Annotated in this window: 14 protein-coding genes; 10 read left to right on the plus strand and 4 right to left on the minus strand. The window is 44.0% G+C overall.

The annotated features are described in order from the left end of the window. The first annotated feature begins 520 nt into the window (after positions 1–520). Positions 521–1954: a uracil-xanthine permease family protein gene (locus B4K26_RS03275; RefSeq protein WP_296243517.1), complete on the plus strand. Its 1434-nt coding sequence runs from the start codon at positions 521–523 to the stop codon at positions 1952–1954. A 144-nt stretch (positions 1955–2098) separates the two neighbouring features. Here B4K26_RS03275 and B4K26_RS03280 read toward each other — a convergent pair whose 3' ends face one another. Further along, a complete protein-coding gene (locus B4K26_RS03280; RefSeq protein ID WP_296243518.1) occupies positions 2099–2764 on the minus strand; it encodes a TetR/AcrR family transcriptional regulator in 666 nt (221 codons plus the stop codon). A 358-nt stretch (positions 2765–3122) separates the two neighbouring features. Here B4K26_RS03280 and uraD point away from each other — a divergent pair, with 358 nt between their 5' ends. From uraD to B4K26_RS03325, 9 genes are all read left to right on the plus strand, one after another. Then, positions 3123–3644, plus strand: coding sequence for a 2-oxo-4-hydroxy-4-carboxy-5-ureidoimidazoline decarboxylase (gene uraD, locus B4K26_RS03285; RefSeq protein ID WP_296243519.1), 522 nt, complete (start codon positions 3123–3125; stop codon positions 3642–3644). 42 nt (positions 3645–3686) lie between these two features. After that, positions 3687–4055, plus strand: a complete 369-nt coding sequence (gene uraH / locus B4K26_RS03290) for a hydroxyisourate hydrolase (protein WP_296243520.1) — start codon at positions 3687–3689, stop codon at positions 4053–4055. A gap of 126 nt (positions 4056–4181) precedes the next feature. Beyond that, entirely contained in the window at positions 4182–5528 is a 1347-nt protein-coding gene (locus B4K26_RS03295) for a urate hydroxylase PuuD (RefSeq protein ID WP_296243521.1), read from the plus strand. A 76-nt stretch (positions 5529–5604) separates the two neighbouring features. Further along, complete coding sequence (gene puuE, locus B4K26_RS03300; RefSeq protein WP_296243522.1) at positions 5605–6597, plus strand: allantoinase PuuE; 993 nt, start codon at positions 5605–5607, stop codon at positions 6595–6597. Between the two features lie 128 nt (positions 6598–6725). Beyond that, entirely contained in the window at positions 6726–7250 is a 525-nt protein-coding gene (locus tag B4K26_RS03305) for an ureidoglycolate lyase (RefSeq protein ID WP_296243523.1), read from the plus strand. Between the two features lie 131 nt (positions 7251–7381). Beyond that, positions 7382–8218 (plus strand): bifunctional allantoicase/(S)-ureidoglycine aminohydrolase, encoded by an 837-nt coding sequence (locus tag B4K26_RS03310; protein ID WP_296243524.1) that lies wholly within the window; start codon positions 7382–7384, stop codon positions 8216–8218. A 232-nt stretch (positions 8219–8450) separates the two neighbouring features. Beyond that, positions 8451–8726, plus strand: a complete 276-nt coding sequence (locus B4K26_RS03315) for a Trp family transcriptional regulator (RefSeq protein ID WP_296243525.1) — start codon at positions 8451–8453, stop codon at positions 8724–8726. A gap of 111 nt (positions 8727–8837) precedes the next feature. Beyond that, positions 8838–10256, plus strand: a complete 1419-nt coding sequence (locus B4K26_RS03320; RefSeq protein WP_296243526.1) for an anthranilate synthase component I family protein — start codon at positions 8838–8840, stop codon at positions 10254–10256. Positions 10257–10288: 32 nt separating this feature from the next. Then, positions 10289–10948, plus strand: a complete 660-nt coding sequence (locus B4K26_RS03325; protein WP_296243527.1) for an anthranilate synthase component II — start codon at positions 10289–10291, stop codon at positions 10946–10948. A 75-nt stretch (positions 10949–11023) separates the two neighbouring features. On the opposite strand, the gene B4K26_RS03330 is transcribed toward B4K26_RS03325, so the two are convergent. The 3 genes from B4K26_RS03330 to B4K26_RS03340 all read right to left on the minus strand — a co-directional run bounded on the left by B4K26_RS03330 (position 11024) and on the right by B4K26_RS03340 (position 13417). After that, on the minus strand, positions 11024–11764 hold the full coding sequence (locus B4K26_RS03330) for an amino acid ABC transporter ATP-binding protein (protein ID WP_296243528.1): 741 nt from the start codon (positions 11762–11764) through the stop codon (positions 11024–11026). Positions 11765–11843: 79 nt separating this feature from the next. Further along, positions 11844–12527: an amino acid ABC transporter permease gene (locus tag B4K26_RS03335; RefSeq protein WP_409521374.1), complete on the minus strand. Its 684-nt coding sequence runs from the start codon at positions 12525–12527 to the stop codon at positions 11844–11846. 53 nt (positions 12528–12580) lie between these two features. Beyond that, positions 12581–13417: a transporter substrate-binding domain-containing protein gene (locus B4K26_RS03340; RefSeq protein WP_296243530.1), complete on the minus strand. Its 837-nt coding sequence runs from the start codon at positions 13415–13417 to the stop codon at positions 12581–12583. Positions 13418–13556: the final 139 nt, after the last annotated feature.

A 13556-nucleotide genomic window follows, 5' to 3' on the forward strand; every position in this document is an offset into this window, starting at 1 on the left:
GACAGGCATAATAACGAAGTATTAACAATTTGGCAATAAATAAAATGAGAAATTTATTTTAGTAAAATGGGCAAAAGCACGAAGGTTAAAGAATGTCTTTGAGTGACTGTTTACAAACGATTAACGCCAGCCATTGTTTTGCTTGAGATAAGCGCGACGATATTCGTTTAAATCATGATGATGAAATAAATAAACCCCTTAGTAGCAAAAAAAACATTGCAATAAGCAAGGCTTTCACTATACCCTTAGATAGCTGACTAATTAGTCAGGTTTTAAACTACGATGTTTGGCAATATTAATAAATAATGGTGACCTGCTTTTATTTATTAGCACACGGACCAGTGCGACTCTCTGTTGGACAACTGGTAATAAATAGATAGTAGATAAGGTGCATGACAAGAGATAACTAAGAGCTTTTATTCTCAAATAAGATTCTTTCTTCTCAAGTCATCTCCTTTACTACGCTGTTTAAGTCTGTCTGCAGAGATTGGACTAAAAGTCACTTTAGGAGGAAGCCAAAATGAGTGAAGTTACTCAAGGAAACCCTGATTTATTATATGGACTGCATGATCGTCCCGCCCCTGCAAAAGCATTTTTAGGAGCGGTACAGCATGTACTTGCCGCTTTCGTGGGGATTATTACGCCATCCTTAATCATTGGCGGTGCTTTGGGTTTGGGAGAGCATATCCCCTACCTTATTAGTATGTCGTTGATGGTATCAGGGGTCGCCACCTTTATTCAGACTCGCAAGGTAGGGCCGATCGGCTCCGGATTGATGGCTTTACAAGGCACGAGTTTTGGTTTTTTAGCTGCCGTCCTTGCCGCAGGGTTTGTGGTAAAAAATAAAGGCGGTAGCCCAGAGGAGATTCTCTCTGTCATCTTTGGGGTATCGTTCTTCGGCGCGTTTGTTGAGATATTTTTAAGCCAGTTTATCACTAAGCTCAAATCTTTGATGAGCCCTATCGTCACCGGCTGTGTTATTGTTACGATTGGTCTGTCTTTAACCAAAACAGGCCTGACCGATTTGGCAGGCGGGGTTGGCGCAGAAAACTTTGGTAGTATGGAGAACTTATTATTGGGCGGTGGTGTTCTGGTCAGTGTGGTACTGATCAGTATCGTCAATAATAAAGTGATTCGCTCGAGTGCTATTTTTATCGGTCTGATGCTTGGTTTAATTGCAGCGATGTTTATGGGCCGTATTGACTTTTCTTTAGTCTCTGAAGCGCCTTTACTGACCGTGCCTATCCCCTTTAAATACGGTTTAAGCTTCGATTGGCAAGCGTTTATTCCGATTGCCTTTATGTATATCATTACCAGTATTGAGACATCAGGCGATTTGACAGCCACCTCAATGATTTCAGGCGAACCTATTCAAGGTCCTGTCTATGAAAAACGCATCAAAGGCGGCGTGCTAGGTGACGGGGTTAATTCGTGGATTGCAGCGGTATTTAATACCTTTCCTGTGACTACCTTTAGCCAAAATAACGGCGTGATTCAAATGACGGGTATCGCAAGTCGCTACGTTGGTTTTTATGTGGCCGCGATATTATTTACCATGGGATTGTTCCCTATCCTTGGTGCTATCTTTACGCAACTGCCAAAGCCCGTCGTTGGCGGCGTGACACTGTTGATGTTTGCAACCGTCGCAACCGCAGGTATTCGAATCTTATCAACGGTAAACTTTACCCATCGTAATATCTTAATTATTGCAACCTCGCTCGGCTTATCGATGGGTATTGCGTTTGTCCCTGATGTGTTTGCTCAAACGCCACAGCTGTTTCGCAATATTTTTGGCTCGGCAGTGACTATGTCAGGTATCGTCGCTATCACATTAGACATGATCTTGCCAAAGAACTATGGCGTCGAGTTTGATACGTCTGATCAGCATATTGAAGATGGTCTAAAGCCAGTTCGCGTGTTGCCTGAAAGTGAAGTTGGAGGTCAAGCGTTATAATTGAGATAGGGTTTAATTAAGCACAGATGCTTATCTTTACTACATTATCAAACCGTCTTTACGATAAAGCATGAATATGGCTAGTATCGTAAAGACGGTTTGACCTTTGACCTCAATAAGAACTAAGACACCTCTTAATATCAGCTATTCAAGTCCGCAACCGCGAAGGATAAACGGTATTAAGAAGTCAGCCGCGCGCGCTTCATCTTGCTTGTCATAAGCGTCTTTTTGCATAAGACCGACGATTTCTGTTTCAAATTCTGCATAACGCTGCGTCGTTGCCCAAATCAAAATCAATAATTGTAATGGGTCAGCGATACCAATTCGGCCTTGCTCATGCCATATTTTCATTACTTGAGACTTATCAAGCGCCCACTCTTTCATGGTTGTCGACATAAAATCATGCAGATGCGGCGCGCCGCCGATGACTTCTAAAGCAAACAATTTATGACGATTTGGGTGCGCAAATGCTTGATGTAATTTGGTTCGCACAAATTTTTCTATCACAGTTTTTGGGTCACTGTCGACCGTCATCGTCACCAATCCTTCATTCCATTCTTGAATGATAGAGCGCAAGACCATTTTGTAGAGATTCTTTTTGTTTTTAAAGTAGTAATGAACATTGGCTTTTGGCAGTCCTGCTCGATCAGCAATTCCTTGCATCGTCGCGCCGCGATAGCTTTGTAGTACAAACTCCTCTTCTGCTGCCGCCAAAATCACCGCTTGGTTTTGTGCACGGATATCTTGCTGATTGCGATGAACGGCGTTCTCAGAAGCGGACGATTGGGACGTTTTATCAGGTTGGGTCATAAGATTAACCATTAAATAGGATGGTGAATAAGTAGCCATATTCCAACATATCACTGGGTCAATAAACCAATTTAATTTTTGATATGTAGAAAATATAACCAGTCAGTAAAAAATATTTTGCACAAAACAGTTGACCAAATGGTCAGGTTTAAGCAGAATGGGATATAATAAACCAATTACCAGCCAATCGATACTGCTTTAGCGTGTGTTTGTATCACAAAGAAAATCGATGCTTCGCTATTATAGCGAGTAATTAAAACGTATTAATAACAACGTCGCCATTAAAAACAGTCATTAAAAAACAGTTATCAAAGCTTAAGCATTAAACGCTTTAGACTTAAAAGAAAAGGATGTCACTGTGAGCTTATCACTAGCGCAATTCAACGCCCTCTCGCAAGCCGATGCAATCTCGAAACTATTGACCTGCTGCACCAGCGCCAACTGGGCTCATAGCGTAGCAGGCGCTCGGCCTTTTGCAGACATAGACGACCTACTCGCCAGTAGCGACCAGGCTTGGCAGCAAGCACAAACCCAAGAAGCCAACTTGCTTGAGGCATTTGACGGTCATCCACAAATTGGAAATATTGACTCGCTAAAAGAAAAATACCGCAACACGCAAGACAGCGCCGCCCATGAGCAATCTGGCGCTAATAACGCTGACATTGATGTCATTGAAGCCTTGGCAAAAGGCAATCAAGGGTATTTCGATAAGTTTGGCTTTATCTTTATTGTCTTTGCAACGGGCAAGAGTGCACAGCAAATGCTGGATTTATTGCTAGCGCGCTTGCCAAACGACCGCAGCACTGAGCTGCTCAATGCCGCTGCTGAGCAAAACAAAATCACTCGATTACGCTTACAAAAACTGCTGGGCGCTGCGTGATAAAGCAGCTGTTTTTTTATTGATTATTTATAAGGAACTGTCATGTCAGGAACGCTCTCATCACATATTTTAGATACCCATCTTGGTAAACCAGCTGCTGATATCGCTGTCATACTGCATCGTTTGAACGCAAGCGGGGAAGCGTCATTTTTGGCTAAAAGTGTCACTAATGCCGATGGCCGCGTGGCCATCGACAGCTGGGAGTTCGACCCAAGTATTGATATTGCTGAGTATCACTTAGACGTTGGACGTTATACCTTAACCTTTGATACTCAAGCCTATTTTGATGCGCAAAATTTAACGGCATTTTATCCGCAAGTGGTCATTGATTTTATGATCAGTGATGGCGGTCACTACCATGTACCGTTACTACTAAGCGCCCACGGCTACAGTACTTATCGCGGCTCCTAGCTTAATGATTTTAAAAACTAGTACGGTAAAAAAGCTGTAAAGAAATGCTAAATCAAGAATATTAAGTTAAGAACACCGAACAAAAACATTGAAAGTAAGAACACTGCAAAAAAGGACAATTCGCGCATGGGTGCATATCTTCTCGACTGGGTCGCTTTATTTTTTCGCTGGTTTCACGTCATCGCTGGCGTAGCCTGGATTGGGGCGTCCTTTTATTTTGTTTGGCTAGATATGAGTTTACGTAAGCCGCCACAGTGGAAGGCGGACAAAGGCATCTCAGGCGACTTATGGGCAGTACACGGCGGTGGTTTTTATGAAATTGCCAAATATAAGCTTGAACCAGAAGAGATGCCAAAAACCCTGCATTGGTTTAAATGGGAGGCTTATACCACGTGGCTTACCGGTATGGCGATGCTGTCTATCGTTTATTACGCCAATGCCACCGCTTATTTGATTGATCCAAGCAAAGTGGCTTTTGGCAGCAGCGTCGGTGCCATTTCGACCAGCTTATTATTTTTATTTGGTAGCTATTTTCTTTATGAAGTGATTGTTCGTAGCCGTCTTGGTAAAAACTCGCTGATTTTTAGCAGCATTATTTTTATCCTATTAATCATTGCTTGTTGGGGTTCTTATCAGCTGTTTAGTGACCGCGCGTCATTTATTCATATCGGCGCTATTTTAGGGACGGTGATGGCGGGTAACGTCTTCTTTGGCATTATGCCCGCTCAGCGTGCGCTGGTAGATTGTGTACGCCGCGGCGTGAAGCCGGGTAAAGAAGTGGCGGATTTGGCGCTACAAGCAAAAAATCGCTCATTGATGAATAATTACTTTACCTTACCGCTTATCTTTACCATGATTAGTAACCACTATCCGATGATGTATTCGCATGCACACGGCTGGTTGGTCTTAGTATTCGTCGGTATTATCACGGCAACGGTTCGTCACTATTTCAACCAAAAACACTTGGGTCACAATAAGCCAAAATTCCTATGGATTCCCGCATTAGCGACGATACTATTGATTATTTGGATGCGTCCAGCCCCTGTTGAACCATTACCTGCCGCTGTTTCTACTGAAACGGCCGCATCAGATAATACGCCGCTATCTACTGATGATGCAACAGTTAGCACTGCTGTTAATCAGCCTAATGATGCGACTGAAAATGCTGCCGTCGAAGCTGGCGCTGCTACCAATGAAACGGCTACCGAAGTCGTACCTGTAACCGCTTCAGCGGATGATGCCATTATGAATATCGTGCATACACGGTGTACAACTTGTCACGCAGCCAAGCCAACCCAGCAAGGGTTTGCGGCACCGCCATTGGGCATTATCTTGCAGACACCAGCAGATATAAAAGCCCATCAAGCCAAAATTGTCACGGCGGTACAAACTGGATATATGCCTTTGGGCAACTTGACCCAATTGACCGATGAAGAACGCCAACAACTCGTTGCTTACGCCTCAGGATTGTAAACAGCTAAGCGACTAAAAGTAGATAAATAGAAATGCTAACTCTTATTCTGCTTTATTTATTTAGGATAAATTAAAAATGAGTAAAAAAATAACCAGTGATTTTAATCACGACACCTACCCACGTGACTTAAAAGGTTATGCTGGCAATCCTCCAAAAGCCAACTGGCCGGGCGGCGCAAAGATTGCTGTACAGTTTGTATTAAACATTGAAGAAGGCGCGGAAAATAGCGTTATTCATGGAGACGGTCAGTCAGAGCGCTTTTTATCCGATGTACTAGGTACGCCCGAATTTAACAATCGTCACCAATCTATCGAATCAGCCTTTGAGTATGGAAGCCGAGTGGGCGTTTGGCGTGTGTTAGATACTTTTAAAGAGTATGGTTTACCTATCACAACCTTTACGTGCGCGGCGGCGGCTGAAAAAACCCCTCATATCATTGAGCGTGTATTAGAAGATGGTCATGAAATTGCCAGCCACGGGCTACGCTGGATTACTTATCAATACATGTACCGCGAGACTGAACGCGAACATGTTCGCCGCGCCACCGAAATCTTCGAGCGTATGCTTGGGAAGCAGCCTCTTGGTTGGTATACCGGTCGCGATAGCCCCAATACGCGCGAGCTGGTCGCCGAACAAGGCGGTTATATCTATGATTCAGATTCTTATGCCGATGAGCTGCCCTACTGGCTAAACGTAAAAGTAGAAGATAGTGATAAAATCACTCGAAAGCCGCATTTGGTTATTCCTTACACGTTAGAGACCAATGACATGCGCTTTTCGTCAAGCCCTGGTTTTACCAACGCTGAGCCTTTTTATCAGTATTTAAAAGACAGCTTTGACACGTTATATGAAGAAGGCGATAAAAACGGTAAAAACGCGCCAAAAATGCTCACCATCGGTTTGCACTGCCGTATCATTGGCCGCGCGGGTCGTATCACCGCCCTCAAAAAGTTCTTACAATATATTACCAGCAAGCCCGATGTTTGGGTATGCCGCCGCGATGACATTGCCAGACACTGGTATGAAAACCATCCAGCAACGGCTGACAACAGTGTAAACTGGATGTAACCATAAAGTGCTAAAAGAGCACACCAATAAAAACATCATACTGTTATTGACCGCTGACAGTCTATAACTTAACAAGCTGCTAAAATAGCCAAACAAATGACACTACTAACCAACCTAAAGGTGAACTCATGACTACTACAATCATCGCTAAGCCTTTAACTAAGGCCGAATTTGCACCTTTTGGTACGGTGATTGAGCCCTATGATAAAGAAGATCAGACGTCTGAAAACTGCTATTTCATTAACAGAGGCTATGCTTGTCGACATCATGCGATTGCTGAAGCCAAGCTTGACGGCGGCGATGTTGGCATGAGTATCTTTCGTGCCAAAAAGCGTGAGCTCCCTATCGCCTTATCGGTGATGGAGTATCACCCATTTGGCACGCAAGCGTTCTTTTCGATGAATGGTCAAGATTATATTGTTGTCGTTGCACCAGCCGGTGAGCCGCCACGTTCTGCGGCTGATTTGTCAGTGTTTTATGCCAAATCGCATCAAGGCGTGCAATACGACGCCAATGTCTGGCATCATCCCCTACTGGCACTTGGTCGCGACTCTGATTTTTTGGTCGTTGATCGTATCAACGGTGAGGGTAATAACTGCTACGAACTTACTATCGATGCTTGGCAAGTGAGTATTGAAATAGAAAATGAGTAAGCTTCGCCTATCAAGCCGCACTTAATCCAATTTAACAAGGGCAATCCCAGCCAAACACAAATACTTACCTTTGGCTCCCTGATTTCAGAAACAAATTTATCGCGGCACAAACCCACTAAGGAACACGAACAATGTCAACAAGAAATACCTATTACGCCCCAACTGGCGGATTGCCTCCGCAAACACAATTACTATCCGATCGAGCCATTTTTACCGAAGCTTATGCAATTATTCCTAAACGTGTACTCACCGACATTGTTATTAGCTACTTGCCGTTTTGGGAAGGCATGCGTATGTGGGTTATTGCTCGTCCTTTAAGCGGTTTTTCAGAAACCTTTTCACAATACATCGTTGAAGTAGCCCCAAACGGCGGCTCTGAAAAGCCTGAGCTGGACACTAAAGCAGAAGCGGTCTTGTTTGTCGTTGAAGGCGAAATGGATATCACTATCGAAGGCGAAGCACATCATCTTGAAGCGGGTGGTTATGCATTTTTACCGCCAGGCTGTAAATGGACGCTAAAAAACAATAGCGACAAACACGTTAAATTTCATTGGATTCGCAAAGCTTATCAATTTGTAGAAGGTCTTGAGGTGCCCGAAGCCTTTGTCACCAGCGATCATGATGTTGAAGCTATTGAGATGCCAGACACCAATGGCGTTTGGAAAACCACCAGGTTTACCGAGCAGTCTGATATGCGTCACGATATGCATGTCAACATCGTGACTTTCCAGCCAGGTGGCGTGATTCCATTTGATGAAACTCACGTTATGGAACACGGATTATATGTTCTAGAAGGTAAAGCCGTCTATCACTTAAACGCTGAGTGGGTTGAGGTTGAAGCGGGTGACTTTATGTGGCTTCGCGCATTTTGTCCGCAATCTTGTTACGCCGGTGGTCCTGGCCCATTTAGATACTTGCTATATAAAGATGTGAATCGTCATATGCCGTTTATTCGCCCAGAACGATAAGCCATTTGGAATAATCATCAGTATAAATGCATCCTATTTAACAGCAAAGTCAGCTCATTACGGTGAGCTGGCTTTTTATTTTATATCGAGTTGGATACTATTAAATAATCTTTTAATCAAACACTTTTAAAACATCCATTACTTTAGTTGTTTTTTTCGTACTATTGTACTAGAATGCTGAAACAAGCCAATGTTTTGCTTATTACTTTGTCTATTACCAAGATTAAATATTATGAACACCGATCCTTATCACAGTTTATTAAATTATTTGGCAAGTTGTCATGATAGTGCTGCTATCGACGAGCTATTTCGTGCGCTATTGACCGATAAAGAGCAATTTGAGATTGCCAATCGTATTCGTATTTTTGACCTATTAGATCAACGAATGACCCAACGCGAGATATCTGAGCAGCTAGGAGTTGGGATTGCCACGGTTTCGCGCGGTGCTAAAGCCATGCAAAATCATGATGTCAGCGCCTTACTCGCGACGCATAGAAAACATGCATAGAAGAAATGCATAGAAGAAACGCATAGAAAAGACACTTAATTCATCAAAAAATACGTTTTTATTCTGCTTTTTTTTTATTGAATAAATACTTGAACTACTTTGGACATTGTTATGACCGCTTCTCCTTCTCAGCATCGCCAACCTGCTGCTATTAACATTCCTAGCAAGCCGCAGCGGATTAAACTCACGCAAGACATTGATTTTCTAGCGCTATTCAAACGCATTGAGCGCGCGTTCGATACTTGTTATCTGCTTGAGTCATTGGGAGAAGATGGTCATATGGCACGCCATCATGCGATTGGTTTTGATCCAATTATGACCATTGCCGCCATCGATCGCACGACTTTGGCGATTACTGATAACAAAGCGTCTAAAACCGCTCATTATCAAACCGACAATCCTTATCAGCTACTACGCCGCATCACCCCGCAGCACGTCATTGCTCGCGACCAAAGCGGCGGGCTGGTCGGTTATCTAGGCTATGATAGCGTCAATTTTTTTGAGCCAAGTCTCAATGCCAAGTCAAGCGATGATTTTGAACCCTTTAAATTTGGCGTTTATTTAGACGGTTTGACGCTAGATAAAATGACGGGCGAAATATTCTATTTTTACTATCCGACTGAACAACAAGACAACCGTATAGAGCAAATCAAAGCCTTACTTGACGCGCCAGTTCCGAGCTATGAGCCGCCGACGGTTGAGTTTTTGGGCGATGGCATGAGCCAAGAAGAACATGCCATCGCCGTCATGCAGGTTAAAGAAGACATTATCTCGGGGCGTATCTTTCAATGTGAAGTGGGCTTTAAATCCAAATATCGCATTAGTGGTGATAAGATACCGATCTATGAAAAATTGCGCGCCGTCAATCCATCGCCGCATATGTACTTTATGAAATTTGCTCAGCAGTGCATCATCGGTGCCTCGCCTGAGCTCCTGTTTCGCTTACGTCAAGGTGAGATGGAAACTTACCCATTGGCAGGAACAGCCAAGCGCGGCGTTAACGTCGCAGAAGATCGCCAGCTTGCCAGAGCGTTACTAAATGATGCCAAAGAAATTGCTGAGCACAATATGCTCGTTGACTTGCACCGTAATGATATCGGCCGCGTCGCTCAATTTGGAACGGTAAAGGTGCGCAATTTAATGGATATCAAACGCTTCTCACACGTTCAGCACATCTCCTCTGAAATCGTCGGAATCTTGCACCCTAATGAGGACATGTTCAGCGCCCTTGCCAGCAACTTCCCTGCTGGCACTCTATCAGGGGCGCCAAAGGTCGAAGCGATTAAAGTCATTAATGAGCTTGAGCCCGATGGTCGCGGTGCTTATGGCGGCGCACTAGGTTCATTTAACTTTAATGGTGATTGTATCTTTGCCATTCCTATCCGCAGCCTGTTTATTAACGGCAAATCCGCCTACGCGCAAACTTGCGGTGGTAATGTTTATGACTCCAATCCTGCTGATGAATATTTAGAAATCCAGCGCAAGCTTTCGGCGATGAAAGTAGTGTTAGATAGCTTTATGCATCCGTAATTTAATACACTTTATCAAAGAGTTTATGACCCATGAATGTTTTAATTATCGACAACTACGACTCGTTTACTTTTAATCTATACCAATATATTGGCGAGATTTTGCAGACGATGGACAATAATAAAAACGGTGCTAAAGAAGCAAACGTCATCGTCAAACGCAATAACGAGATAACCTTAGCAGATGTACAAGCGATGAATCTTGATAGAATCATCATCTCACCAGGTCCTGGCGCGCCCGGTGATCCCGCTTACTTTGGTATTTGTGCAGAAGTCATCGAAGTCATGGGAAAAACAACACCACTATTGGGTGTTTGTTTGGGAATGCAGGGCATCGCCCATGTCTTTGGTGGTGACGTGATGCGTGCGAGCGTACCAATGCATGGCAAGGTTTCAGCGATCCGCCATAATGGTGCGGGAGTCTACCAAGGATTGCCGCAAGAGATAGAAATCATGCGTTATCATTCGCTCATGGTGAAGGCGGATACCTTGCCCGATTGCTTAACGGTCACCGCCGTCGTGAGCAACGACAAGCATCACAATTTAAGCGTAACGGAGGCGGCACTGGCAGGTGATGAAATTATGGGGCTTGCGCATACCGACTACCCTATTCAAGGGGTGCAATTTCATCCAGAATCTTTTGCGACTGAAGGGGCGAAGCGTTTACTGATGAATTTTTTATTGCAGGTATAATGAGGACGCACTAAAAAAGAGCGTTAAATAAAAAAGACCGGCTTGTTAAAGGCCAGCCTTTTTTAAAGTGAGCTACTACTCAATACGCTGTAAAAACGCTCGCGTTCGTGGATGCGTTGAGTCTTCAAACAACTGTTTTGCGCTCCCCTCTTCGACCACTTGACCATCTTCAATTAAGACGACATGATCAGCAACATCACGGGCAAAGTTAATTTCATGGGTCACCACAACCATTGTCCAACCTTCAGAAGCTAGCTGCTTCATCGTTCCAAGAACGTCTTGAACCAACTCTGGGTCAAGCGCCGAGGTTGGCTCATCAAACAACAATAACGACGGCTCAATCGCCAGTGCGCGGGCAATGCCAATACGCTGCTGCTGACCACCAGACAACTGGAATGGGTACAAATCCGCTTTATCAGACAAGCCTACTTTATCGAGCAGGGCTAATGCTTGCTCTCGTGCTTGTGCTTTGCTTTGTCCTTGAACCACCGTCGGCCCAAGCATTAAATTCTCAATCGCCGATTTGTGCGGAAACAAATTATAAGACTGAAATACCATGCCAGACTTACGTTGCAGTGCGAGCAAGGTTTTCTTTTTGGGTTTGGTGGCAAAATCGACGGTCAAGCTACCATCATCAAAAGCGATAACGCCTTGATCAGGAATCTCTAGCGCATTTAAACAGCGCAAAAAAGTGGTCTTGCCCGACCCTGACGGTCCTAATATGACAACCACCTTGCCTTTTTCGATAGACAAGTCGATGCCTTTGAGAACTGGATTGCTACCAAAGGCTTTGTGAATATTACTGACTTGAATCATAAAGGTTTCCGCTTACAAATTAGAAAGTGCTAATTAGAAAAACAAACGACAAGATAATTGACTATATTTTTAGCAAAAATTATTTTGCCACGTAACGATCAAGGCGGGTCTCAAGCTTACCTTGAATAAAGGTTAAGAACAGACAAATTCCCCAGTAAATAAACGCCGCTTCAGTATAAACCAGCATGAACTCATAGTTACGCGCGGTGATGATTTGTGCCTGTTTAAACAGCTCAGTGACCAGCACCAATGACGCCAAAGACGTGTCTTTTACCAAACTGATAAAAGTATTGGATAAGGGCGGTACTGATACCCGAAGTGCTTGGGGCAAAATGACATGACGAAAGGTTTGTAGATACGTCAGTCCAACCGTCGAACCCGCTTCCCACTGACCTTTTGGAATCGATAAAATCGACGCCCGCACCGTTTCTGACGCATAAGCACCGATATTCAATGAAAAGGCGATAATTGCTGAAGGAAACGGATCTAGCTTAACGCCAACGCTTGGCAAGCCATAAAAGATAATAAACAGCTGTACCAGCATTGGCGTTCCACGAATGGCGGACACATAGATACGGGCAAGCCGATAAAGAATCTCATGGAACCAGCCCGCACGTGGCACGATACGAATCAGAGCCACCGTCAGCGCAATAATCATTCCAATCGCAAATGATATCAATGCCAACGGTATCGAATAATAGATTCCACCTTTGAGCATTGGCCAAAATGAATTGATGACAATATGCGCCCGATCAGCACTCATGAATGGCAGTAATGCCAATAAGTCGGTTAATACTGAGGTAATAGAAGCTAGCATTATTTTTGTTGACTTATATCAGCACCAAAGAATTCTTCGCTAAGTTTGGTTAGCGTCCCATCGGCTTTTAACTCTGCCATCGCTGCATCTAATTTTTCGACAACCGCGTCATTACCTTTAAGCAATATCAAGCCTGAACCTGTCTGCTCACTGGCAGGAGCAACCAATTTAATCTCAAGATTGGCGTCTGGGAATTTCTTTAGATAATCCAATACGGCAAGATTGTCATTCATGGTAAAGTCAGCGCGGCCTTGCTTAACCAACTGGATCGCTTGCGCCATACCATCGACAGGAACGACCTCTGCTTCATAGCGCTCCGCCAGCTCACCATAGTTACTGCTAAGCGACTGTGCCGAACGTAGCCCTTTTAGATTTTCCCAAGAGCTATAACGATTGTCATCAGTCGGTGCCAATACCACAGCGCCTGACCAGCTATATTCGGTTGATTTATCGTATTTTGCTAAACGCTCAGGCGTGGTCAGTGCTACCTGATTGGCGACCATATCAAAACGTTTCGAATCCAAACCAGCCAGCATGGCATCCCACTGGGTTTCTTTAAATTCGACATCTACCCCTAGTTTATCAGCAACCGCCCGCGTCACTTCGACGTCATAGCCCGTCAGCTTGCCGCTCTCATCATGATAGGTAAACGGAGGATACGTACCTTCGGTACCGACGTTAATGGTGCCACCATTATTGATACGTTGTAGCAAATCAGAACCGCCACTCGCCGCACTATCTGTCGCTTTGGTGTCGGAATCATTAGTAGGTGACTGATTACAAGCAGCAAGTAATACAGTACTGGCGGCGAAGGCTAAAAGTGTACGACGTTTCATAAGACGTCCTTATAAAGTGAGTGAATAATGCAAAAAAGTATCAGACCAACAAATACAGTTAAAAAGTTGCAAATAGCATTGATGAAAAAACACTGCCTAGCGATTGTCATTCTTGGCTTTGGCTTCCCGATTTGAGGAT

Origin of the sequence: Psychrobacter sp. UBA6766 (assembly GCF_002453355.1) — a bacterium.
Lineage (GTDB): Bacteria > Pseudomonadota > Gammaproteobacteria > Pseudomonadales > Moraxellaceae > Psychrobacter.